The sequence below is a fragment of the Vibrio sp. 10N.286.49.C3 genome (genome assembly GCF_041469545.1).
GTDB lineage: Bacteria > Pseudomonadota > Gammaproteobacteria > Enterobacterales > Vibrionaceae > Vibrio > Vibrio tasmaniensis_A.
This window is the reverse complement of the sequence record NZ_JBFRKT010000008.1, coordinates 266,294-289,031: the sequence shown is the minus strand read 5'-3', so window position 1 is coordinate 289,031 and position 22,738 is coordinate 266,294. Positions and strand designations below refer to the sequence as shown.

Below are 22,738 nucleotides of genomic sequence, written 5' to 3'. Positions count from 1 at the left end.
CAGTGTGTAAATTTGGAATGGAGATTAAGATTAATGAGTCCTAAGATAAAAACAACTCAATTAAAAACAAAAATACCACTATTTAATCAATAACTTAAAAGATCTCCTTGCAACAATTCACGCGACTAACATTCGGCCGAGAATTAGAATTCTAACGATGAGTTACGATACTGGAATATACTGAATTTTGTCTTGTTGCCACTCAATGATTAGTTTGAGTGATACTAATTTTTCCTTACGAGATTTGGGTAATTGTTTGATCGCGTATTCGGTTTTTAACGCCTCACTTTTTGACCCAACACCAATACTCCAAACCAACTTAAGTGGGCCTTTACCTTTTAAGGCTTTTGCACCTTTGCCCGTTTGATGTTGTTCGAATCGACGTTCTAAGTTATTCGTCACTCCACAATAAAGAGCATTGTGTCGATTGCGGATCAAATACACGACCCAATCCGCATTTTTGTCAGATTCCGACATTTAAAGCAGTGATTCAACCAGAGCCTTAAGCTCTGCCACTTCTTCACGTAGGCTCGCGACTTCTGATTCAAGTTCTTCAAACTTTTCACTGGATGCAGATGATGAAACAGCGCTTACTGATGCCGTCGCAAACGCTTCAATGTCTACTTCGCCGCTCAGTAAGTGTTGGTAGCGTGATTCTCGTTTACCCGCTTCTCGTGGTAACTTCACGACTAACGCACCCGCTTCTCTTGCCGCGAGTTTTTCGAGTATTGATTCAACCTCTTTCACATCGCTAAAGTTTGCAAGACGACCAGTTCGAGTACGAAGCTCACCCGGGGTTTGGGCCCCACGAAGCAGCATGCAGCAGATGATTGCACGCTCTTGCTCTGTAAATTGCAGATCACCAAATTCAGTGTTGCAGAAACGGTGCTGATACTTATTAACTCGGCTGTTGAAGCTGCTTTCATCGCTCACCATACGACGTCCGATCAAACCATCAACCGCATCTAAAACGTCTGACTCAGACAGAGAGAGCACAGGTTCACGGTTACTCTTTTGATTACAAGCCGTTGTTAAACTATTTAGTGTCAGTGGGTAATGATCTGGAGTAGTCACTTCTTTCTCGATCAAACAACCGATAATTCTCGCTTCAATTGGGGAAAGTACTGTGTTCATCGTTTTTCCTTTTTATTATTTTGATAATTCCATCTCAACATTTAACAATGCAGCCAGTTATGGCTAATGCTCAGACAAAATCGGTACTCGTTTCTTTCTGCCTTGTTCATCAATCATTATGATCTTAGAACGATTTAGCTCTATTTCCACGACTTCCAAATTAGTGCGCTCTTGTACATACGCATCACGAAGCTTATTTTGTTCTGCCGAAGATTCAACGACATCGTCGCCCAAATCTTCTGTTTCCAATTGTTGTTGATTCATTTCACATGTCGTATCAATGCAGTATCTAAATGGGATACTAACTTGAACGGTAAGATAAAAACAATCGTACGTTAGAGAGAGTGACGAATAATTAAACAACCTTACTTTTGCTTTGATCTAAATACTGTTACATCATCAATTGATGTGCTTTAATCAGAACCAGACAACGTATTTGACGATTAGGAAAAGGAATCTATGAGCAGCGTATTTGAAATTGTTAACCAAGCACGACGTAAGAACAAACTTAAGCGTGAACTTTTAGACAACGAAAAGAAAGTTCGTGACAACCGCAAGCGTGTCGACCTTCTTGATAACCTACTTGATTACATCAAGCCAGAGATGACTCACGACGAGATCCTAGGCATTATCAAAAACATGAAAGCTGACTACGAAGACCGCGTTGATGATCACATCATCAAGAGTGCAGAGATCTCTAAAGCTCGTCGCGACATCAGCCGTCGTATTCGTGAACTAACAGAAGAAGACAAGCAAACTCAAGGTAAGAAGTAATCTAACCTAAAGAATTTACTTGTAACAATGTTAGTAACCCACTCTTTGTAGTGGGTTTTTTTGTGCCTAAATTCCGGCGTCTATACTTAATCGAACGTAATATCCTTAGTGTACGTAAGTAACTAGGTGAACGTTAATAACTAGGCGAACTTAAGCGATGGAGAGACTTTATGTACGGAAGTATTCTGATTACCTTGGCACTATCAACAACGCAACCTTACCCTGAAAAATTTGAGAAACTTTATACCGAAGAAACCGAAATCACTTATGACGACCTCGTGGTCGATGTTCATGGCTACAAGGTTCCCACGAGATCAGCATTTCGAGGTTGGATGCTCCTTAACCACGCCCAAGATCAAGTCAAGGCGATCGGACAGCAACTCAAAGATAACGGCATCACCCAAAGCATGCCTCTGCACTTAGTCTTGTTGCAAGGCACCGACTGGGCAATGAGCAACACCACTCTGTTTACCCTACCCAATAAAAAGCATGTACCAAAAATGATTAATACCCTTAAGTACATTCAACAATATATTGAGCCTGAGATTGGCGTTGTAATTCCTGTGTCTGGAGAAAGAACCGATATCTACAATCAGCAAGCGGGTGGCGCACTGCGAAGTAAACACTTAGAGTTCTGCGCTTTAGACTTAGTGCCTGCTAATGATATTACTCGCGAAAACCTACACGTGAAGCTTAAAAAGATTCATGCTGAATTTGGGCAAAAGAATAACGTTGGACTGGGTTTATATTCTGGTGTTCGATTCCACATCGATACTTGTGGATTCAGACAGTGGTAAGAACACGAATAGGTCACAAAGACACACTAAGCAATGGAGTCATTGTGACTCAGGAATAGAAACAATAAAATTAAACCATTGATTTAATAATAAAAATACAACTGGAACGCTAATTGCTATTGATAACAAGTATCATAATTATTAATAGCAATTAGGAATTAGGAATTAGGAATTAGGAATTCAATATGAAGACGATGACTCAACGCTTTCAAACTCTACTTTCTGTTTCAAATTTCAGTTTAGCGATCACCGCCTTGCTAATGCTACTCAGTATTATTGTTGCTTATCCGATGGCCGATTACTTCTCACTACCCATTCAAATTTTCGCACACATCAGCACCATATTAGTGGCCGGGTTACTAAAAATCAGCTACGTAGGCCGCTGCGTTGCACAATACAGCCTTGGGCAAGAAGTACGCTAAATCACACAGCGCTAGCCTTGATACTGGAACCATTAGACAATATCAAGGCTACTGAAAAGATCATACAGTTGGTGGGATTTATAAGGTTTCGGCAAGTAGGCGTTCATGCCTGCTTCAAAGCAATTTTTGATGTCCTCTTCTAAGACACTAGCGGTTAAAGCAATAATGGGTAGTGGTGGGGTTTGTTGATCTGTCTCCCACTCTCGAATCACACGAGTCGCCGTTATACCATCCATAACTGGCATCATGCAGTCCATTAGAATGGCATCAAACTGAGCGCCCTGGGTGATGACATCGACCGCCTCTTGGCCATTGCTGGCAATCAAATATTCATAGCCCGCTTGCTCAAGGAAGAAGCTCGCTATCTTCTGATTCATCAGGTTGTCTTCAACAATCAGAATACGTCGATTCAGAGAACGAACTTCTTCATCTTTTACTTCCACAGTCGGTGTTTGTACTTCACCAGCATCAAGCGATCGTAGGCTGTTTAAGAAGCGTCTACCCAAAAATGGTAATGTATGAGTCGAGTGAACCGTTTCTGTGATTAGATTGGTTTTAAATAGGTGATGCTGGCACACAATAACGCGAGTCAGCGGATACAACGCCTTTAACGCCTCAAGATCTTTCCTCATAGAGTGATGCAGCGTGTGACAATAAAGCACCAAGTCACTTTCTTTCAGGCTCTCACCAAGATCCGAAATGGATGACACAACATTAGGTCGAACATTTAAGCGCTCGCACTCTTTGACCAATTGATCGAGGTAATTGAAAGAATTAGAAATAATTGTCGCACGGCTTAGGTTATCGAACGTTTGAGCGTGAGCCTCGACCGTGTCTACGTACAAACAAAAGGTGAATGTAGAGCCTCCTCCTTTCACTGAGCGTGCGGTAATATAGCCGCCCATCAAGTCAACAAGCTGCCGACAAATCGCAAGCCCTAGCCCTGTACCGCCGAATTGGCGAGTAATACTGCCATCTTCTTGAGTGAAAGGTTCAAAAATGGACTCTAGCTTCTCTGGCTCAATCCCAATCCCGGTATCAGACACACTGCATTCAAGCTTACCTCGCCCCAAAGACATCGGTGTATAAGCAATATCCGTTGTAATCGTGCCTTTTGAGGTAAATTTAATAGCATTAGACAGCAAATTGGTTAGCACTTGTCGAACACGATACTCATCGAAAAACAGCTGTGTTGGGGTTTGAGCATCAATGTTGATATCGAGTTCAATGTCTTTACTGATCGCTTTCGACAAAATTACGCTCACAGAGTCGTAAACCGCTTCTCGCAAATCGGCATTATGCGGCGACAACATTAAGTTACCCGACTCTATCTTAGAAAGATCGAGAATGTCATTGAGTAACACCAACAACGAATGTGAAGACGACTCGATATCCTCAAGTACCTCTTGTTGGTTAGCACTCAGTTGACTCTGAGATAAAATTTCCGCCATACCTATAATTCCATTAAGCGGCGTACGTATTTCATGAGACATGTTTGCTAAAAATGCACTCTTGGCCTTGTTAGCCGAAATTGCATCTTCTTTTGCTATTATCAGCTCTTTGTTGTGATGATAGTTACGTTCCATCACTCGATTGAGGGTTTCAGTAAACTCGGCAAGTTCATCGTTACCTTGAATATGAATCACCTTAGGCTTGCCGTAACTATCCGCGCATTCAGACACCCCTTTCACGATAATCGATAAGTTTCTATTTAAGCGCAAAGATGTCGCGACACCAAGCCATAACAAAGCACCTGAAACAACAAGGATAAGCAATGTCATAACCGCCGTTTGCCTTTTCTGTAGCGCTATATTTTTTGTCAAATCAAACTTTAATTGATCGGTATAAGCACCAACCGCCTTTGAGATCGCCAGCTTCTTTCGCTCTAAACTTTCCACATGTTCATATATTTCAGGTGTCGAGAAGTCACCTTTGAGAAGCCGCGCCGTAAATCGGTCTTGAAATTCATCTTGGGAGAACATGTTTAACAGTTTGCTAATTTCCAGCGAGTGGCTGTCTGATCGTAAAAACGTATCTAACAGCTGTTGTTGCCTTTCTAAAGCACCAACATAGCTCAATAAATATTGATCAATCAGCTCTGGAGAACGATACAAGCGGTAACTCAGCCACGCTTCTCGCTGAGTCCAGAACACGTAGTGAGTAAGATTGATAAACATCGTATCTGTTTGGCTGATCTTTTCGTCCACTATATTGGCACGATATTCAGACAGCTCCATTAACACGCCTTTTAACAGGTCAAAGGCTCGTTCTGTTTGCTGTGCGTTGCTGACAGTAATCTGTGATGCGTCGCTGTCAATACTAGTGGTTACCCGCGCGAGCTTCTTTAACACACTCTTTAACTCAATCAACTGCGGCTCGACAGTCCAACTGTTGTCGAACTGTTGAAGTTGTATTTCGTAATGAGCAAGCCTATCCACTTCCACTTGCAGCTCTAAAAACAACGGACCTTTCTCTGGCGAGTCTTTAGACAGCACTAACCATTGATAAGCACCACTTGAAACAGCATTAAAAGATTGAAGTGCTTCCACCTTAATTCGCGTTACTTCAAGGTGATTCATCTTCTTATCGTTCTTGAGCACTTCATTGACTGTAAACCCAAACATGATGAATACAGAAACTGTTGAAAGAAAAATAAGACGCCATCTAATTGACATATTTATCATTTTTATAACGACTCCTTTCCCGATAGTATTTTTACCTAGCTCAATATAAGAATAGGACATTAACAGGAGTTATTGATCAAATTGAATATGAACAAATGACATTATGAGCTAATCATAGGGAATTGGCGTCAGTCGTTATCCACATACAGGATTTAAAGAGGAAGGTCTATTTTAAACAAGTGAAAGGATAAGGTTATGCCTCTAGATGACCGCAAGTCACTGCTCTAGAAACCAATAAACACCAAAGTTAAGTCAAATTTGTGAGATCTAATCGTTTGCGTCACTAACTTTCTGTACTCAAACTCAGCTTATTCAAAAGTCGAACAAGAAAACTCGCTGAATACCTTATCTGTCGTTTACTTTTTAAGTGTAACTAGTGCTAATGATCACATCTTTAATGATCGCAATTCCCTTTATTACACATTATGTTTTGATCTGAGTATTTTTTGGCGAAAATTAAGTACTACAGACTGTTAAAGTCAATAGCCTTTCTTGACACTAAAATCTTGATTTATGACCAATTAAAAGCCAATTTTCAGACAATTAATCTGCATTTATTTTTCCTAGCAGAATAACTCGTCGTACCTTACAATCCTGCCACATAAAAATTACAAATTACACACAAGGCATATCAAGCAAATTTAAGTGGCGTTAAAGACCACCAAAGCTTAGATAGCTCAACTCCCCCATGCACTCATGGCTACCCTACATTCGCTATGATTGCAGACATTAACGTGAAAGGTCCCGAGTAAAGATGAGTCCCGAAAAGCACCTCCTAGACTGGCAAACTAGTCAAACTATTGCTGAATCAATCGCTCCTACTTTAGGTCAGTTGTATCGCCAAAAAGGCGTTGAAGTTATCCTCTTCGGTAAAACACTGGTTAACGCAACAACTATCGACATCATCAAAGCTCACCGCATCGCAAAACGTTACACAGGTTCTCCGCTTACCGCAGAACAGACTCAACCCATCATTCAACACCTTCTCTCTATGGACTTGTCTCCATGTCGTATCGATGTTGGTCGCCTTGCTCATACATTCTGGCAAGATCGCGAAGACACACACGGGTTGGATGATTTCCTACAAACTGCACTTTTAGAATCGCTTGAAGGCGAGGCGATGACAGAACCTCGCGATGTTGTATTGTACGGTTTTGGTCGTATTGGCCGCTTGCTTACTCGTCTATTGATCGAGAAAAGTGGCCCAGGTTACCCACTGCGTTTACGTGCAATTGTTGTTCGTGGCGGCAAAGATGGTGACTTAGAAAAACGTGCAAGCTTGCTACGTCGTGACTCTGTTCATGGCCAATTCAACGGCAGCATTGTTGTAGACCAAGAACGTAAAGCGATCATCGTTAACGGTAACTTCATCCAAGTTATCTACGCAAACAAGCCAGCAGAAGTGGATTACACATCTTACGGTATCGAGAATGCACTTGTGGTTGATAACACAGGTGTGTGGCGTGACGCTGAAGGCCTAAGCCAACACGTTGCGTGTAATGGCGCAAAGAAGGTTCTACTGACTGCGCCAGGCAAAGGTGAAATCAAGAACGTTGTATTTGGTGTAAACCAAAATGACATTCAACCAGAAGACACCATCATCTCTGCTGCAAGCTGTACAACCAACGCGATTACGCCAGTATTAAAAGCGGTTCACGACAAGTTTGGTGTCCTATCAGGTCACATCGAAACGGTTCACTCATTTACCAATGACCAAAACCTAATCGATAACTTCCACTCAGGTGATCGTCGTGGTCGTGCTGCTTCATTGAATATGGTACTGACATCGACTGGTGCTGCTAAAGCGGTATCAAAAGCGATGCCAGAAATGGAAGGTAAGCTAACAGGTAATGCGATTCGCGTACCTACGCCAAACGTTTCAATGGCAGTAGCAAACCTAAACCTTGAGAAAGGCACAAACAAAGAAGAGTTGAACGAATACCTGCGTGAAATGGCGCTATCTTCAACTTTATCTGCACAGATTGATTACACCGACTCAACCGAGATTGTATCTACCGATTTGGTTGGTTCTCGCCACCCAGGTGTGGTTGACGGTGTTGCAACTATCGCGCAAGACAACCGCGCTGTTCTTTACATTTGGTACGACAACGAGTTTGGCTACAGCTGCCAAGTTGTTCACTGTATGGAACAGATGATGGGTGTTCGTTACAAGACATACCCTGAAGTTTAAACGACTTCGATCTTGTAACTAACTCAGCGCAAACGGCTCCACAACATAATAATTATATCTGCGAAGTCTATTATGGGCTTCGCAACCCTTCTTGTTTTACTCCCCCGTATAAACAGGAAGGTTGCCACTTAGATCTGCTCTCTCTATCTGATCTAAGTGGCCTTTTTACATCTGGTACTTTAATTTTGGTCTCTATTATGCCAACTTTGTTTTTACCGTTCTAACAAAGCTCGACTTCACATCTGCTACAGCTCAACCTCAACATCTGACTGAATCGTACTCGAACACGCAAGGACATAACCTTGCTCAATCTGTTCTGGCGTCAATGTTTCTTGGCTGCTTGATTCCACTGAACCTTTGGTTACTTTGCACTTGCAAGAACCACAAATCCCACTGCGACAAGCAATAATAATCGGAACTCCAGCTTTCTCTAATGAATCAGCCAGTGGTGTACCCGCTTCCGCTTCTACTTCTGCGCCAAATGCAGGAACAAACACCTTAACGGCACCATTTGAATCTGCAGACGCTTCCGCTTGTGACTCTTCTGAAGCTGTATTGCTATTGGCTAGTGAATCCGTGTTTGGGTTCGCTGGCGTGAAACTTTCTTGATAGAAATTTTCCATGTTGAATTCTAGTTCTTTCAGGTAGCTTTCTATGTTTTGCATAAAGCCAACTGGGCCGCACAGATAAACAGTTCGGTCTAAAATATCTGGGCTTAGTTTTACTAACCAATTCTTATCTAATCGACCTTGAGGAGCTAATGTTCCTTCACTGTCTTTTAGCAGCAATTTAAGATTGAAGTTGCTGTGCGCCTCATCTAATTGATGCAGTTCTTGAAAGTAAATGGTCTCACGCTTATTGCGTGCCATGTGGACGAAGTCGATCTCAATATCACTGCCTTGAGCCAACCAATACTTTGCCATCGCCATCACAGGAGTGATACCGCAACCCGCACTCACTAGCGTCACTTTTTTGGTCGTCGTTGGCATGCAATCAATACAGTTAAACGCACCAGCAGGCTTCAATACAGAAACCTCATCACCTTCATCAAGTTCATCAACAATAAAGTTCGAAACCAAACCACCTTCCACACGCTTTACCGTCAGTTTCAGGCGGTTATCTTCAGGACAAGACGCTACAGAATAAGCACGGTAATCGGTTTTCGCCGGCATATACAAACCCAGAGTAATAAATTGCCCTGGCTTAAAGTTGAAATGTAAGTCTTGTGGAACGCTGCCAAGCTCAAAGCTGACCGTATCTGGCGTCTCGTGCCATTTCTTTAAACACACTAAATTGATTGAATCGCTATCCGACCATGCATACATAGTTCGTGTACCTTGCTAATGACTAAAGATTTAAATCGAAAAAGCCCCGCCGTTGTCTGTTTTAGAAAAACGTCACAACAACGGGGCTTAGAGTTGGCTTAAATTAAGCCGCTAAGATTGTTTTAAGATCTTGCTCTGGCGTTGAGATAGAACGCATATCGAACTCGTCTTGCATAATCTTTAATAGGTTTTCTGTTAGGAAAGCTGGCGCTGTTGGGCCCGTGTAAATACCTTTCACACCAAGAGCGAACAGGGTAAGCAGGATAACGATCGCTTTTTGCTCGAACCAAGATAGAACCAGCGTTAACGGAAGTTCGTTGATACCACAATCAAACTCTTGAGACAGTGCGATAGCAAGCTGAATCGCTGAGTAAGCATCGTTACATTGGCCAACATCTAACAGACGTGGGATACCGTTAATGTCGCCGAATTGGTTTTTGTTGAAACGGAATTTACCACATGCCAATGTCAGGATTACTGAATCTTCTGGCGCTTGAGCTGTGAAGTCTGTGTAGTAGCTACGTTCAGATTTGTCACCGTCACAACCACCCACTAGGAAGAAGTGTTTGATGTTGCCTTCTTTCACTTGCTCAACAACCGCAGGTGCCGCTTCCATCAGTGCGTTACGACCAAAGCCGACAGTGATCATCTGCTCGATCTCGTCGTGTTTGAAACCTTCTTGCGCCAGTGCACAGTCAATTACTGCGCTGAAATCATCGCCTTCAAGGTGATCAACACCCGGCCAGCCCACGATGCTGCGTGTAAATAGACGGTCTGCGTAAGAACCTACATCAGGGTTAAGCAGGCAGTTAGACGTCATTACAATTGCGCCAGGGAAGTTAGCGAATTCTTTTTGCTGGTTCTGCCAAGCGCTACCGTAGTTACCCGCAAGGTGTGGGTACTTGTTTAGCTCTGGGTAACCGTGTGCTGGTAGCATCTCACCGTTAGTGTAAACGTTGATGCCCTTGCCTTCGGTTTGTTGAAGGATCTTTTCTAGATCATGCAAGTCGTGACCAGAAACAAGAATACAGTGTCCTTTCTTAGTTTTCACGTTCACGGTTGTTGGTTGAGGGTGACCAAATGTATCTGTCTCACCTTTATCCAGCATTTCCATGACTTTGTAGTTCATCAAGCCAATCTGCATAGACGTATCTAGCAGTTGTTTTAGGTCAGATGGATCTGTACCTAAGAACGCCATGATTTCGTGGTACTCAGCAAAAATAGCATTGTCAGTTTGACCAAGAACACGAGCGTGCTCCATGTAGGCTGCCGCACCTTTTAAGCCGTATAGGCAAAGAAGACGAAGGCCAATCACATCTTCGTGTTGAGAGTCGTGACCACGGTTTACAGCAGCTTGAGGCGCAAGTGCCAATAGCTCTGAAGAATCTGTTGGAAGATCGAACTGTGCTGCTGCAGAAAGTTCTGGAATTTCAAAACCAATCAATGTTGCTGCTGCACGAACTTTTTGCTCTAAACGCTGCTTGAATTCATGAGACTGTTGTGCGAATTCGATAATACGAGCAGGGTCGAAGTTAACGTTAGTCAGTGTTGCGAAGAACGCTTTTGGCGCCCACTCATCAACTTCTGTATCAATAACATCGCAAGCGCGACCTAGGCTTGCCCAAAAAGAAACGCCTTGAAGAGAATGCACCAACACGTCTTGAAGGTCGGATACTTCCGAGGTTTTTCCACACATGCCTTGTGCGAAAGAACAGCCTTTTACGGTTGGGGTTTGAATTGTTTGTTCACATTGAATACAAAACATATAAGGGGCTCCAGTAATTTTTTATTAGCTGTAAGTACTTTGCTTACAGTGACTTATTCCACCCCCCTATAGAGCATCAAGCGTGCCAACTTTTAAGTCGTTGATTTTATGGGACTTACTGTTATCCCATGATTTTAGTGCGTGATTATGACTACATATAAACTCTAAATCCACACACACCTGTGTCATAGTGACTCTCTGGTATTTATTAACGGTGTTCATGTTTCGTTCAGAATAGAAGCGATATAGTAACAACATAGAGAAAAGAGGAATGAATATGAAAAATATATTAGTTACGATTGTTGCGTTGTTTACTGGCCTATTGGCGTTATTCACGAGCTTGATTCTTGCTATCCCTTTAGCTATTGCAGCTTTAATCACTGGCAAGCGCATTCAGAATCAAATGAAAAAACAGGGTTTCGCAGCTCACATGAACACACGTCAATCATCTACCAGTGATGCCGGTGTTATTGAAGGTGAATACGAAGACCTTTCAAGCAGAAAGTAATCTAAACTTCAGTTTCAGACATAGTAAAAGAACAACAGAGACAACATCAAAAAATGCATAGAAATACTATTCTAACGCTGCTCGCCTTAACGACTTTAAGTCTCGTTGGTTGTTCCAACGAGACATCGATACCTGCTTACGAAACATCTCCAAACTTGCCTGAATATCAGCAAGACAGCTTTGATGCCTACGTCAATGAAACTCAAGATTGGTTATTGAAAAACCGTGTATTCATGACCAAAGACAAGCAGCTAGAGATTCGACTCAATTCACCCACCGAATACAAACCTGCGGCACCTAACGGTAAGGCAGTTTTATTGGTACATGGTTTAGGTGATTCTCCGTACTCATTTAAAGACATCGCAACGCACTTAGCAGAACAAGGCTACCTAGTGAGAACGGTATTGCTACCGGGCCACGGCAGTCGTGTCGGTGACTTAATGCAACCAAGCTTAGAAGATTGGCAAGGTGTTGTAGCTCATCATACGAAGCTATTGGAGCAAGAGTATGATTCTGTGTGGCTTGGCGGTTATTCAACAGGTGCGAACCTTGTGACTTCACAGGCGATGAACGATCCTAAGATCTCTGGGTTACTGTTGTTCTCTCCTGCGTTTCAACCGAGCTCTTCTGCCGTTCAATATGCGGAGCTAGCAAGCTATTTTGTCACTTGGGCGGATCAAGATCCTGAAGACAATGTACTTCGCTATAACTCACTGCCAATGAATGGTGCTTCGGTTTACTACCAAACCTCAGAAGTGGTTCGTGAGGGCCTTCAAGACAAACACTTTGATAAGCCCGTGTTTATTATGATGAGTGAAGGCGACAGTGTCATTGATACCCACTTCGTTCAGCAGGCATTTACGGAATCCATGCCAAACCCAAATAACGTGTTGATTTGGCAAGGGGAAACCACACTTGACGATCCTCGCGCTGTTCAATACAGCATGAAGATCCCAGAGCAACGTATTTCGAACGGCTCTCATATGGGTTTACTGTTCTCGCCAAGCAATCCTTACTACGGGATCAATGGTAGCGAGAAGATCTGCTCCAATGGTCAAGAGGAAGGTTTTGAAGCACAGTGCAACGCGACAAGTGAAGTGTGGTACTCAGCGTGGGGATATCGTGAAGAAGGTAAAAACCATGCGCGTTTGACCTACAACCCGTACTTTTCAGATTCCATGGAAAAGCTCGATGCGGTGCTGAATTCAGAAGGCTAACAAGCTCAAGTCTTTCGAAACCAATCCATAGAAGTCAAAAAGGCTCACTAGATAACGTCTAGTGAGCCTTTTTAATGGATATCGTTTCTTACCAATATATGGACTACCGCTATATCGTCCACACCACGCGCACAGCGAGCAGAATCAACACCACGCCTGATAATCGATCGATCAACTGCGCTTTTGCTCGAATGCGCTCTACGATCAACGGGCTAGAGAGCACCAAAGTGATAAAGGTATACCAAAGGCCATCAACAATCAGCGGCGTTGAGACAATAATCACTTGATTGCTCAGTTCATTACCTAACGCCACAAATTGGCTAAATAGAGCGATAAAGAACAGAGCGATCTTAGGGCTCAAGATAGAGATCAAGAAAGCTTCGCGAGCAGACTGCATGTAGCTCATCTGTTCACCCGCTTCCAATTTCGCGGCAACTCCACCTTTCGAACGCAACGCGTTTACACCGAGATAGAGCAGATACGCGGCACCCGCTAAACTGATCCCTTTGAACAACATTGGTGATTGCTCAAGCACAACGGCTAAACCGACAATGGTTGCGAACGCGTAGATACCTATACCCGCAGCGTGTGACCAAGCTGCGATAAGTCCGTTCATACGGCCACCAGCCAAACTGTGCTTAGCGATCATCGCCAAGCTTGGGCCCGGAGACATTGCACCCAATAAGCAAATCGCTAATAAAGAAAACCAAATTGTTACTGTCATCATTCCATTCCTAGTAAAACAAAGCGTTCCAGCTGAACACTCTACAATTAGTACTCAATACTTAGCGCTTACAATAAGCCGCAGTAGGTATTATTTGAAATCAAAGATTATCATCACTGGTATGATTTGAAATCATACTTATATTGTAACTCGACTTTTGGATGGCTTTAAACGCTTTCTCTCGAGCCCATTTATGGGCAGAGTCGTTATCATACTTAGGATGCCACATCAGCCAATAGGTATGCATTTCTGTCTCAAACGGCAGCGAAAAGTAAGCGACATCGAGATGTCGACCCAAGTTATAAGCAATATGCTCCGGCACAATCATCAAGTAGTCGTCTTGCATTAACACGTTTCCCGCCGATGAAAAGAACGGTACCTGCAACGCAATTCTGCGTTTATGTCCCTGTTTCTTTAACGCAATATCCGAATAACTGTCTTTATCTCCCCCACCCGTGACTTTGATATGTGAGTAACTCACGATGTCTTCCGAGCTTATGGCTGATTGCTTAGCCAACGGATGAGAGGCTCTCATCAAACACACGGACTTATCTTCTCCAAGCTTGATACTTGAGACATGATCCGGCTTTTTGGGGAACATACTCGACGCCAAGTGAATACCTGATTCATTGAGCGTTTCAAGGAAGTTAGGCTGCCATAGACGATAAGCCAAGTTGATATGGGGCGCGTCCTTCGACACCTCGGACACAATAATGGGCAAGATATACTGAGCAACATAATCACTCGAAGCCAACACCAATTCACCTTGCCAATCTTGTGGATCAAATGGCTTGTCATCTAAGAGGTGGTCAAACTCGCCCAGCAAGTCATCGAGCTTGCCTTTAAGCAACAAAGCACGGTTGGTTGGAACCAGTTTGTTCCCATCGCGAACCAGAAGAGGATCACCACATAGATCTCTAAGCTGAGCCAGTTGACGGCTCACAGCCGACTGCGTGATGTGCAGACGCTGAGCGGCTCGGCTTACATGGCACTCTTCAAGAAGCACATGCAGCGACCGCAGTAAATTTAAATTGATATTACCTAACATCAGCAACCTTAGAGTGAATAAGAATAGAGTGAGTAACAATAAGTTGAGTAAGTACGGACAAATGACGACACGGTGAAGGTAAGCGGTATTAACTCAAGACATATTAAAAGACGAAGTTTGCTTGTTGAAGAATTCAGTTAAGACAGTATGAGTCATAAGATGTCGAAGTTCAGGATAGCCTTGCAGCTGGTCGCGAATTTGGTTCAAACGCTCCATGCTTTCAACTTCAACATAAAGCATCATGTCGGTCTCACCGCTGATAGAGTGACACCACTGCACACCATCAATAGCGTAGATATTTTTAGCGTAAGACTCACAATTATGGTTACTGCTCGACATGTCAAACTTCAAAGAGATATAAGCGCCAACGTTCTTCGGTAAATCAGGCTCGGTCACCTGTGCACTATATCCTGTAATGATCTTATCGTTTTCCAGCTTCTTGATTCTGGCGTTCACTGCAGAGCGAGACAGGCTGACATCTCTGGCGATATCGCTCACTGAGCATCGAGCGTTAGTTTTTAGAATATCTAAAATTTGGCGATCAAATTTATCCATGCTTCTGATTCTTTCCATTTATTGTTCTATTTATAACGCCTAATTTGACACAACTTTCCTACTTATAACAGCCATTATGACCGCCGACACTTTCACGCTTAATCAAATTAATACCGTTAAATTGACGGTGTCTTAAGACGTTTCGCTAGCTGTATTATTGATGTCGACAATGTATGCTTTCAATCTCAGCCTCACAAGACTGCACCATAAAACCGATATCAAAGCCAATAGCAAGGACAGCGAATGACGCAACTCAAACAAGAAATCACGCTTATTTCAGGAATTGGACAACTCTCTACGACCTTGCTTGGCACAGGATTGTTTATGATCCCTGCGATCGCAGCAGGCATTGCAGGGCAGTTATCGCTATTAGCATGGTTAATCCTGTTTATCGCCATTTGCCCGATTGCACTAACCTTCGCAGCATTAGGGAAACGCTACCCCAATGCAGGAGGCACGGCCTATTTTGTGCGCCAAGCATTCAGCGAGCGATTAGAAACCAGTGTGGCTTGGTTGTTTGTGAGTGTTATTCCTGTCGGTATTCCAGCGGCGATTGCATTGGCAGGAGGCTTTGCTCAACAACTGTTACCAGCACCACTCGACACACCATTAGGTGCTCAATCCTTTACCATCGCTCTGCTTATTGCCGTCAATTTGATGGGCAGTAAGTCTTCAGGCCGCTTGCAAACCGTGATTGCCTTGTCGATTTTTGCTTTAGTCAGCGCTTTTGTCTGGAAAGCCGACATCACAGCAGCTGACATCGCAGTTCCGACTATGACATCCGATTCAATGTGGTCTATTGGTGCAGCACTGGCGGTTATGTTTTGGTGCTTTGTAGGAATCGAAGCCTTTGCTCACATGGGAGAGGAATTTAAGAATCCACAGCGTGACTTCCCCATCGCCATCATTACCGGGTGTTTCGTCGCAGGTTTGGTGTACTGGGCTTGTTCAGTGGTTATTATCAAGCTAGGCGCTTATGGTTCGCCGGAATTTGATGCTGCCTCTATCCCGTGGGTGACAGAGCAACTGTTTGGCAATGGCTTTAAAACCGTCATCAGTGTACTTGGCTTCTTTGCTTGTTTTGCTAGCCTAAACCTTTACACCCAAAGCTTGTCTCGCATGATTTGGGCTCAAGCTCGCCAACACACTCCGACCAATAAAATGGCGCAGCTCAACAGCCGTGGCGTACCACTTTATCCAACCTTAGCAATCGGCTTTATTGCGCTTATTTCGTGTGTAATCGGCGAGCTGTCTAATTTGGATCTCGAATTCTTTCTTAAACTCGCCAATGGTATTTTTGTTCTAGTTTATCTGCTTGCGATGTTAGCGGCCTGCCGATTACTGACTGGCGCATCGAGATACACAGCCATGATTTCACTGGTCATCTGTACCTTGGTGTTTATCTGCCTAAGTTGGTCGATGCTCTATGCAGTGACTGTTTTTGTGACATTGTCACTCCCTTGGCGCAAATGGTTGGGTAAACCCACCGTCTCTATCGACAAGTTGTAACTCGATTAGTGATGAATCAGAAAATTGTAAACAAGCCCTACCAATATTACTGATAAAAAAGCCGAGCGATCTGTTTGATCTTCGGCTTTATGTCAGCCAGTCGGATATTACCAAACCCCAGCACTGCACCACTCCAATCACGAGCATCACTTGATCCATATTCATAAAAGTCAAAAGGACGAATGATGATATTTTCAAACTCTGCTCTACGGCTCCACTCATGTTCAGATATCCCTTGATACCACTTCACTGTCACATGTAGCCCAGCAGCCTGACTGATCACTTCAAGATCGCCATGAAACTCACTTTTAATCGCTTCTATCATCGCTTCATGCTTGAGTTTGTATGAACGACGCATCTTTCTAATATGGCGCAATAAATCGCCTTCACGTACAAAGTCCGCCAGCGCTTCTTGTGTATGTGAGGCCGTGTCTCCAGTGAGCGCATCTTTAATCTCAAGACACTTCGCCACCAGACTTTCTGGCACCACCAAATAACCTAGTCGCAAGCCATTGAACATCACCTTACTCAGGGATCCGACATAGATGATGCGATCATCGAACCCTAACTTTCCCGCTAACCCTTGCATGCTGGTATAAGGGCGATGAGCAAACTGAAACTCACTGTCGTAATCATCCTCAATGATCCATGACTGATGTTGATTGGCCCAATCGATCAGTTTAAGTCGTTGCTCGGTATTTAAGGTCGTGCCCATTGGGTATTGGTTACTCGGCGTGACATACAGAGCCTTGGCGTTACTGGACAGCACTTTTTCAATATCTAACCCAACCTTTTCACGCACACTCACACCGTCTAGCTCTAGCCTCAACAGATCGATGATTTTATGCACTTGTCGATAGCCGGGCTCTTCCACAAGGATTTTGTCCCCCATCGCTAACGTTGCCATCAAACCAATTGAGATGGCTTGCTGCGCACCTGCGGTGATGATGATTCTATCGGTACTGCAGTGAACCGAGCGACTACTCGCAAGATACCCGCTCAATGCTTCCCTCAAGGCCAAGCTTCCCTGAACCTCTTGATTGCCCGCAATGTTCTGACGTGTAGAGTGACGTTGCAGCAGCCTCTGCCATTTCGCAAAAGGGAACGCATCTAAGTCAGGAACTCCGGGGGCAAAGCTGCGGTTAATGTCGTTAGGTGTCGCTATGTTTGCAGCCGGTTTACTGACTGTTTGTTTAACCTTCGGATCCTGAACACTGTTTGGCTGAGACAAACTTAGAAAGTGCTCTGGTTGTTCAACCGAGACATAAAACCCTGAGCCTTGCTTACTCTCGATATAGCCTTCGGTGACCAGTTGTTCGTACGCATAAATCACCGTATTTCGACTTACCGACAGTTCTACGGCCAACTTACGCGTAGAGGGTAACTTACTGCCCTTACTCCATAAATCTTGAACAATCTTTTCTCTGATCGCATGAAACAAGGCGGTTTGACGCGTGTCATGTTGCTCGTCTAACTGTAGGTCACCGACATCAATAGGCTGCATAACTGGATCCAAATAGTGTTTAAAAGTGGCTCTATTTAATAGACCAGTTAATCGCTACATTAATCAAAAGGCAATGATTAAGGAGCGATTATGTTATCTAGCACGAAAAGAACCACGATTAAAAAAGGGGCTCACAAAGCCGTATTTGAACAAGAGAAACTGCACCAAATTATTGATGAGAGCTTAATCGCACACATTGCATTGCAGGGTGAACAAGGGCCAATGGTTATCCCGATGCTCGCGTGGCGAGTGGATGATATGGTCTACATTCATGGGGCTAAAAACAGTCGCTTACTAAAAGGGTTAAAAAAGGGAGAGCCCACCTGTTTAACGTTCACTTTGTTCGATGGTTGGGTATTGGCCCGTTCGGCATTTCATCACAGCGCGCATTATCGTTCTGCTGTGGTATTAGGATCATTTTCAGTCATCGATGACAATCAAGAAAAGGATCGCTTGTTGAATATTTTTATTGAGCAAATCGCGCCGGGCAGAACCGATGAAGTCAGGCTCAGTAATGAGAAAGAGCTCACCGCCACCGAGCTATTGGCGATCCCTTTAACAGAAGCCTCCGTGAAGATAGGTAAACATGGAGTGAATGATGATAAAGCTGATATGGATATCCCGGTATGGGCTGGCGTATTACCTTATCGAACGGTCGTTGGGCCATTAGAAACCGTTCCAGAGCAAGAAGGCATCATTGAAACACCAGATTACCAACAAGCCTATGGTGAGCGCTGGTATCAGAATTGATACGCAAAGATGGTCAACTTAATAAAATTGCATACAATCTGAGCTACAAAAGATTCAACATAGCAAAAGAATGTAGTCAGACGATGAGAACGAATAAGGATATTCTACCATTTGAAGGCTTGCTCAATGGCATTGGGCAAGTCTATTTCACTCCGTCGGTCATGACGTCGTTTCTGCTATTGTTTGCCATTTCTATTGAGTCACTTGCGCTGGCTTTTCTTACCTTGCTTGGCGCCAGTTTCAGCTACGGATTTGCCTTACTGACCAATAAACCGTCTCATGATATTGAGAATGGCATGTATGCGCTAAATGGCGCACTGATTGCTTTGTTCATCGGGAATTTTTTTGAAGTCAATGGGTGGCTGATTATAGTAGTAGCCCTCGGCTCGCTGATAACCGTACCCATCGCCAAGATCGTGTTTAGCTTTAAGAAGTATCACGGTTACACAAGTGCCTTTATCCTCACCTCTTGGCTGATTTATGCTATCCAATCAACCTTGGGGCTATCGGCGTTTTCGGCACCTGACTCCGCACTGAGGCCACTAATCAGTCTTGAGGTAGGCTCGTGGTTCAGCTTACCAACAGCGGTGCTCCCGTTATTGAAAGGGATCAGCCAAGTCAGCTTCATCGATAATGCACTATCGGGTCTAGTCATCTTGGTTGCCATCGCACTCAACAATATCAAGCATGCGCTATGGGTAGTACTCACAGTGTTAATCAGCACTGTTTTTAGCCACATGATTGGCGCTTCTGGCGCGCTAATTGAGCAAGGTCTTTACGGGTACAACGCCATTCTTGCCACTCTAGCACTGGTGCCCTATCCGCGAATCCCTTGGCCGTTAATCCTATTAGGCATGCTGTTGAGCTGTCTCATCACACTTGGTTTTCATGAACGGTCACTGCTACCACTGACCGCGCCTTTTGTCCTTAGCACTTGGATAATCGTTTACCTATCCACTCATTTTAAAAAGCTAGATGAAGACTAATGATGATCAGTATTGACTATCAAAACGCTCAATATACTGCTTAGGCGTCAAACCTCGATGTTTCTTAAACATCCGATTAAAGCTCGCGACGTTGGTATAACCTAACCTCTTCGAGACCTCTTCCACTGGCACTGAATACATCAGTAGCTCTACCGCCACGTTGCTTAACGCATACCCCATAATGGTAGAAAAATTGATGCCCGATTTATGCAAACGGCGTTGAAACTGCTGCTCAGAGAGCCCTAATAAACTGGAAACCTTGTGAAGGGTTGGTAAACCAAAGTGGCGACTGTAGTTGATCATCTCATAGGTGACCTTATGTTCATCACCAGCATCTGGCATGTTTAGATAGTTATCCAAGTCATGAAAGTTCATCGCCAGATTTGCTTTACTGTTCGATAGTGATTGATTGATGGATAACCTCGATTCACTCGGGATCCAAACCTCTGTGCGAGGCTGTCCCCATTGAATCGTACAGCCGAAATATTCATGGTAGAGGTCAACATTCTCTCGACGACCTGCTATTGAAACCGCAACGGGTTTAAAGTCATCACCCAAATATCGACGTAAAATCTTCATAATGAAAACCGCGACTCTTATTGAGTCATGTACTTTACCCGTTTCTGAGTAAGCAGGATTGTCGTAGCACCATTTAATCATTGTCCCTACCTGTGCACCGTATAAGAACGCACCAGACTGTAAACAGTGCAGGCCGATGTTCACTCGGCGGATCGTAGAAGCAAGATCATGTCCAGAAAAAAACCAGTTGGTTAACGGGCCTAATTTTTCAATATCCACCCGGTCAGACAGTTTCAGAATAATATCTGGATCATTAGTTTGCTGTTCAAGAAACCCATACCATTTATCGACTTCATTGACCGGAATAAGATTCATTGAGTTAGTAAATACAGACTTCGGAATACCTAAACGCTCCGTATTAACCACAGGGTTTGTGACAGCGTGTTGATAAATACCCAAAATCCCTAACGCTCTTAAGAAGTTACAATTGTTCATTCGTCGCTAACCCTTAGAAAGGAGATCATAGATCAAATCATATAATTGCCATTATCGAAGTAATTAGTAAATTTACAACCTGTAAATCCAACTTCCATCACACTCGGCGTTCAAATTTTACTTAGGGTTGATCAATGAGTTTACTAAGTGTCCCATTTGTTGGAACAGGCGCAGACACCGCATTACACGTCGTAGCTGGCGTTGTGTTGGTCGCAACAATCGCAGCTGCATGTTACGGCTTTTGGCGTGTTCATGAATTACCAATCAATAAAGCCCACAGTAAAGAGCATCACCAGCTCGGTTTAATCACAGCTTTAACTTGGATTGGCTTCATATGGCACTGGGTATGGGTACTTGCCGTCATTTTAGCGTTTGTTGATATGGAAAAAGCCATCATAAACCTGAGAGACACATGGAAAGCACCTGCGGAGCCAACAGAACAACAAGTTAAGAATGATCAAGATGGGGAGAGCCAAACATGTTAGAAGGCTTAGCTCTGTGGGCACTGTTCATCTATCTACTTAGGCTTATTGGTATGCCATGGAATAAGGGCACCAAAGCATTTTCTTATCTAGGTGGTACATCATGGTTATTGTTTGTTTGGGTTGGACTCATTAACTACACTCCTATGGATCTCTCTGGAGGTTCAGTCGTTCAATCACCACACATTCAGCTACGTCCAGATTCAACCAATGTGTCAGGCAAAACAACCAAGGTTCACATTAGACCGAACCAAGACGTGATTGAAGGTCAGCTTATTTACGAAATTGATGACACCAAATATGTTATTGCAAGAGATAAGGCTAGCGTGCAACTTGAATCGGCGAACGTTGCTTTAGATACCGCTCGCCAAGAAGTGAGCATCGCTAAAGTAAGCTATCAGTCAGCGCTTGAAGATATCAAAGCCTCTGTCGCTCAGATAGAATCAGCAAAAACAGATCTTGTTCTGCAATCTAAAACACTTGACCGTTACCAAAAGCAAAACAAAGTTGTAGAACATACGATTACTGAGACTGACATCGACCAACAAACGGCAAAGGTAGACTTGGCAACGTATAACGTCACCACATTGGAATCTCAACTGAGTAAGAAAGAAGTTGATGCTGAGAACGCGAAGTTAAACATCCACAAGGCAGAAACCAACGTCAGTAAGAAACAAACTGAGGTAGATTCGGCAAAAGCAACATTGGCTCAAGCTCAATGGGATTTGAACAGTACCAAAGTAACGGCGCCGACTGACGGCTTTGTAACTAACTTCATTCTTCGTGAAGGACAGCGAGTATCAATGATGCCTCGTATCCAAATGTACACTGAAGAAAAATACGTGTTAATGCGAGTGAATCACCAAGCTATTCGTAACGTAAAAGTGGGCCAGCCTGCAGAGTTTGCAACGGCGGTATACCCAGGCAAGATATTCTCTGCAACCGTAGAAGGCATTGTTGAAGCGACGGGTGAAGCACAAGCTAGCCTATTAGGTATTGATGAACAAGTTCGTGTCACCACAGGTCGAAATCTTCAGAACAAGCACCACTTTGTCCGCTTAAAAATTGACGAGGCGGAAGGTTACGATATTCCAGTCGGCTCTGTAGGGTTAGCTTGGGTAAGCGGTGAGAAGCCTATCAGCTTTATGGCGTTCCTAGACGTAATACGCGGGATCATCATTAGAATGAAGTCCCAGTTATACTTCTTCTACTCGATCTAATACTTGTTTTAGATAAAACGATACAAAGCCCGTGAGATCTGAGATCGCACGGGCTTTTTATCTATTTTACCGTTAGTTGCAGACAGAGCAGCAAAAATCAAAAACTAAGCAGTATTCAGTATTCAGTAT

Annotated in this window: 22 protein-coding genes; 11 read left to right on the top strand and 11 right to left on the bottom strand. The window is 43.6% G+C overall.

Annotation, left to right across the window (positions count from 1 at the left end; translation table 11 throughout):
• Positions 1–162: 162 nt before the first annotated feature.
• From AB4180_RS04195 to AB4180_RS04185, 3 genes are all read right to left on the bottom strand, one after another.
• Entirely contained in the window at positions 163–477 is a 315-nt protein-coding gene (locus AB4180_RS04195; RefSeq protein ID WP_009845674.1) for a GIY-YIG nuclease family protein, read from the bottom strand.
• The gene (locus AB4180_RS04190) at positions 478–1,134 is read right to left on the bottom strand and encodes a YceH family protein (protein ID WP_017100949.1); all 657 of its coding nucleotides are present in this window, start codon (positions 1,132–1,134) and stop codon (positions 478–480) included.
• Positions 1,135–1,197: 63 nt separating this feature from the next.
• Complete coding sequence (locus AB4180_RS04185) at positions 1,198–1,398, bottom strand: hypothetical protein (RefSeq protein ID WP_009845676.1); 201 nt, start codon at positions 1,396–1,398, stop codon at positions 1,198–1,200.
• Between the two features lie 195 nt (positions 1,399–1,593).
• On the opposite strand from AB4180_RS04185, the gene AB4180_RS04180 reads away from it, so the two are divergent.
• The 3 genes from AB4180_RS04180 (at position 1,594) to AB4180_RS04170 (ending at position 3,127) form a co-directional block, all read left to right on the top strand.
• Positions 1,594–1,908: a DUF496 family protein gene (locus tag AB4180_RS04180; RefSeq protein ID WP_004730049.1), complete on the top strand. Its 315-nt coding sequence runs from the start codon at positions 1,594–1,596 to the stop codon at positions 1,906–1,908.
• Positions 1,909–2,078: 170 nt separating this feature from the next.
• Entirely contained in the window at positions 2,079–2,705 is a 627-nt protein-coding gene (locus AB4180_RS04175; protein WP_102249378.1) for a D-Ala-D-Ala carboxypeptidase family metallohydrolase, read from the top strand.
• A gap of 185 nt (positions 2,706–2,890) precedes the next feature.
• Positions 2,891–3,127, top strand: a complete 237-nt coding sequence (locus tag AB4180_RS04170; protein ID WP_009845678.1) for a hypothetical protein — start codon at positions 2,891–2,893, stop codon at positions 3,125–3,127.
• Between the two features lie 32 nt (positions 3,128–3,159).
• On the opposite strand, the gene AB4180_RS04165 is transcribed toward AB4180_RS04170, so the two are convergent.
• A complete protein-coding gene (locus tag AB4180_RS04165) occupies positions 3,160–5,751 on the bottom strand; it encodes an ATP-binding protein (RefSeq protein WP_102249481.1) in 2,592 nt (863 codons plus the stop codon).
• Positions 5,752–6,565: 814 nt separating this feature from the next.
• On the opposite strand from AB4180_RS04165, the gene AB4180_RS04160 reads away from it, so the two are divergent.
• Positions 6,566–8,002: a glyceraldehyde-3-phosphate dehydrogenase gene (locus AB4180_RS04160; protein WP_009845680.1), complete on the top strand. Its 1,437-nt coding sequence runs from the start codon at positions 6,566–6,568 to the stop codon at positions 8,000–8,002.
• 245 nt (positions 8,003–8,247) lie between these two features.
• Here AB4180_RS04160 and AB4180_RS04155 read toward each other — a convergent pair whose 3' ends face one another.
• Both AB4180_RS04155 and hcp read right to left on the bottom strand, forming a co-directional pair.
• A complete protein-coding gene (locus tag AB4180_RS04155) occupies positions 8,248–9,327 on the bottom strand; it encodes a hybrid-cluster NAD(P)-dependent oxidoreductase (protein ID WP_009845681.1) in 1,080 nt (359 codons plus the stop codon).
• Positions 9,328–9,430: 103 nt separating this feature from the next.
• The gene (gene hcp / locus AB4180_RS04150; protein ID WP_009845682.1) at positions 9,431–11,092 is read right to left on the bottom strand and encodes a hydroxylamine reductase; all 1,662 of its coding nucleotides are present in this window, start codon (positions 11,090–11,092) and stop codon (positions 9,431–9,433) included.
• A 277-nt stretch (positions 11,093–11,369) separates the two neighbouring features.
• Between hcp and AB4180_RS04145 the strand changes: the two genes are divergently transcribed.
• Together AB4180_RS04145 and AB4180_RS04140 are read left to right on the top strand one after the other, a co-directional pair.
• Positions 11,370–11,600 carry a hypothetical protein gene (locus tag AB4180_RS04145; protein WP_009845683.1) on the top strand — a complete coding sequence of 77 codons (231 nt, stop codon included), beginning with the start codon at positions 11,370–11,372 and terminating at the stop codon, positions 11,598–11,600.
• A gap of 53 nt (positions 11,601–11,653) precedes the next feature.
• Positions 11,654–12,817 carry a carboxylesterase gene (locus AB4180_RS04140; protein WP_009845684.1) on the top strand — a complete coding sequence of 388 codons (1,164 nt, stop codon included), beginning with the start codon at positions 11,654–11,656 and terminating at the stop codon, positions 12,815–12,817.
• A gap of 109 nt (positions 12,818–12,926) precedes the next feature.
• Here the strand turns inward: AB4180_RS04140 and AB4180_RS04135 are convergent, their stop codons facing one another.
• From AB4180_RS04135 to AB4180_RS04125, 3 genes are all read right to left on the bottom strand, one after another.
• Positions 12,927–13,541, bottom strand: coding sequence for a LysE family translocator (locus tag AB4180_RS04135; protein WP_009845685.1), 615 nt, complete (start codon positions 13,539–13,541; stop codon positions 12,927–12,929).
• Between the two features lie 100 nt (positions 13,542–13,641).
• Positions 13,642–14,589 carry a LysR family transcriptional regulator gene (locus tag AB4180_RS04130; RefSeq protein ID WP_102249379.1) on the bottom strand — a complete coding sequence of 316 codons (948 nt, stop codon included), beginning with the start codon at positions 14,587–14,589 and terminating at the stop codon, positions 13,642–13,644.
• Between the two features lie 93 nt (positions 14,590–14,682).
• Positions 14,683–15,144, bottom strand: coding sequence for an Lrp/AsnC family transcriptional regulator (locus AB4180_RS04125; protein WP_012600306.1), 462 nt, complete (start codon positions 15,142–15,144; stop codon positions 14,683–14,685).
• A gap of 243 nt (positions 15,145–15,387) precedes the next feature.
• Between AB4180_RS04125 and yjeH the strand changes: the two genes are divergently transcribed.
• The gene (gene yjeH, locus AB4180_RS04120; protein ID WP_012600305.1) at positions 15,388–16,653 is read left to right on the top strand and encodes an L-methionine/branched-chain amino acid transporter; all 1,266 of its coding nucleotides are present in this window, start codon (positions 15,388–15,390) and stop codon (positions 16,651–16,653) included.
• Positions 16,654–16,699: 46 nt separating this feature from the next.
• On the opposite strand, the gene AB4180_RS04115 is transcribed toward yjeH, so the two are convergent.
• Positions 16,700–18,157 (bottom strand): PLP-dependent aminotransferase family protein, encoded by a 1,458-nt coding sequence (locus AB4180_RS04115; protein WP_009845689.1) that lies wholly within the window; start codon positions 18,155–18,157, stop codon positions 16,700–16,702.
• A 90-nt stretch (positions 18,158–18,247) separates the two neighbouring features.
• Here AB4180_RS04115 and AB4180_RS04110 point away from each other — a divergent pair, with 90 nt between their 5' ends.
• Together AB4180_RS04110 and AB4180_RS04105 are read left to right on the top strand one after the other, a co-directional pair.
• Entirely contained in the window at positions 18,248–18,907 is a 660-nt protein-coding gene (locus AB4180_RS04110) for a pyridoxamine 5'-phosphate oxidase family protein (protein WP_017097040.1), read from the top strand.
• Positions 18,908–18,990: 83 nt separating this feature from the next.
• Positions 18,991–19,893, top strand: coding sequence for an urea transporter (locus AB4180_RS04105; protein ID WP_102249380.1), 903 nt, complete (start codon positions 18,991–18,993; stop codon positions 19,891–19,893).
• Between the two features lie 6 nt (positions 19,894–19,899).
• Here the strand turns inward: AB4180_RS04105 and AB4180_RS04100 are convergent, their stop codons facing one another.
• Positions 19,900–20,907 carry an AraC family transcriptional regulator gene (locus AB4180_RS04100; RefSeq protein ID WP_017097042.1) on the bottom strand — a complete coding sequence of 336 codons (1,008 nt, stop codon included), beginning with the start codon at positions 20,905–20,907 and terminating at the stop codon, positions 19,900–19,902.
• 134 nt (positions 20,908–21,041) lie between these two features.
• Here AB4180_RS04100 and AB4180_RS04095 point away from each other — a divergent pair, with 134 nt between their 5' ends.
• Both AB4180_RS04095 and AB4180_RS04090 read left to right on the top strand, forming a co-directional pair.
• Positions 21,042–21,392: a hypothetical protein gene (locus AB4180_RS04095; RefSeq protein WP_012600300.1), complete on the top strand. Its 351-nt coding sequence runs from the start codon at positions 21,042–21,044 to the stop codon at positions 21,390–21,392.
• Entirely contained in the window at positions 21,386–22,609 is a 1,224-nt protein-coding gene (locus tag AB4180_RS04090) for an HlyD family secretion protein (RefSeq protein ID WP_017100960.1), read from the top strand. The genes AB4180_RS04095 and AB4180_RS04090 overlap by 7 nt, the downstream gene beginning before the upstream one ends.
• Positions 22,610–22,738 lie beyond the last annotated feature (129 nt).

Excerpts from the sequence above, each read along its gene's own strand:
- AB4180_RS04145 (WP_009845683.1), top strand. The coding sequence starts at position 11,370 with ATGAAAAATATATTAGTTACGATTGTTGCGTTGTTTACTGGCCTATTG.
- AB4180_RS04115 (WP_009845689.1), bottom strand. The coding sequence starts at position 18,157 with ATGCAGCCTATTGATGTCGGTGACCTACAGTTAGACGAGCAACATGAC.
- AB4180_RS04155 (WP_009845681.1), bottom strand. The coding sequence starts at position 9,327 with ATGTATGCATGGTCGGATAGCGATTCAATCAATTTAGTGTGTTTAAAG.
- AB4180_RS04125 (WP_012600306.1), bottom strand. The coding sequence starts at position 15,144 with ATGGATAAATTTGATCGCCAAATTTTAGATATTCTAAAAACTAACGCT.
- yjeH (WP_012600305.1), top strand. The coding sequence starts at position 15,388 with ATGACGCAACTCAAACAAGAAATCACGCTTATTTCAGGAATTGGACAA.
- AB4180_RS04095 (WP_012600300.1), top strand. The coding sequence starts at position 21,042 with ATGAGTTTACTAAGTGTCCCATTTGTTGGAACAGGCGCAGACACCGCA.
- AB4180_RS04175 (WP_102249378.1), top strand. The coding sequence starts at position 2,079 with ATGTACGGAAGTATTCTGATTACCTTGGCACTATCAACAACGCAACCT.
- AB4180_RS04180 (WP_004730049.1), top strand. The coding sequence starts at position 1,594 with ATGAGCAGCGTATTTGAAATTGTTAACCAAGCACGACGTAAGAACAAA.
- AB4180_RS04140 (WP_009845684.1), top strand. The coding sequence starts at position 11,654 with ATGCATAGAAATACTATTCTAACGCTGCTCGCCTTAACGACTTTAAGT.
- AB4180_RS04130 (WP_102249379.1), bottom strand. The coding sequence starts at position 14,589 with ATGTTAGGTAATATCAATTTAAATTTACTGCGGTCGCTGCATGTGCTT.
- AB4180_RS04135 (WP_009845685.1), bottom strand. The coding sequence starts at position 13,541 with ATGACAGTAACAATTTGGTTTTCTTTATTAGCGATTTGCTTATTGGGT.
- AB4180_RS04160 (WP_009845680.1), top strand. The coding sequence starts at position 6,566 with ATGAGTCCCGAAAAGCACCTCCTAGACTGGCAAACTAGTCAAACTATT.
- AB4180_RS04100 (WP_017097042.1), bottom strand. The coding sequence starts at position 20,907 with ATGAACAATTGTAACTTCTTAAGAGCGTTAGGGATTTTGGGTATTTAT.
- AB4180_RS04195 (WP_009845674.1), bottom strand. The coding sequence starts at position 477 with ATGTCGGAATCTGACAAAAATGCGGATTGGGTCGTGTATTTGATCCGC.
- hcp (WP_009845682.1), bottom strand. The coding sequence starts at position 11,092 with ATGTTTTGTATTCAATGTGAACAAACAATTCAAACCCCAACCGTAAAA.
- AB4180_RS04090 (WP_017100960.1), top strand. The coding sequence starts at position 21,386 with ATGTTAGAAGGCTTAGCTCTGTGGGCACTGTTCATCTATCTACTTAGG.
- AB4180_RS04165 (WP_102249481.1), bottom strand. The coding sequence starts at position 5,751 with ATGTTTGGGTTTACAGTCAATGAAGTGCTCAAGAACGATAAGAAGATG.
- AB4180_RS04170 (WP_009845678.1), top strand. The coding sequence starts at position 2,891 with ATGAAGACGATGACTCAACGCTTTCAAACTCTACTTTCTGTTTCAAAT.
- AB4180_RS04190 (WP_017100949.1), bottom strand. The coding sequence starts at position 1,134 with ATGAACACAGTACTTTCCCCAATTGAAGCGAGAATTATCGGTTGTTTG.
- AB4180_RS04105 (WP_102249380.1), top strand. The coding sequence starts at position 18,991 with ATGAGAACGAATAAGGATATTCTACCATTTGAAGGCTTGCTCAATGGC.
- AB4180_RS04185 (WP_009845676.1), bottom strand. The coding sequence starts at position 1,398 with ATGAATCAACAACAATTGGAAACAGAAGATTTGGGCGACGATGTCGTT.
- AB4180_RS04110 (WP_017097040.1), top strand. The coding sequence starts at position 18,248 with ATGTTATCTAGCACGAAAAGAACCACGATTAAAAAAGGGGCTCACAAA.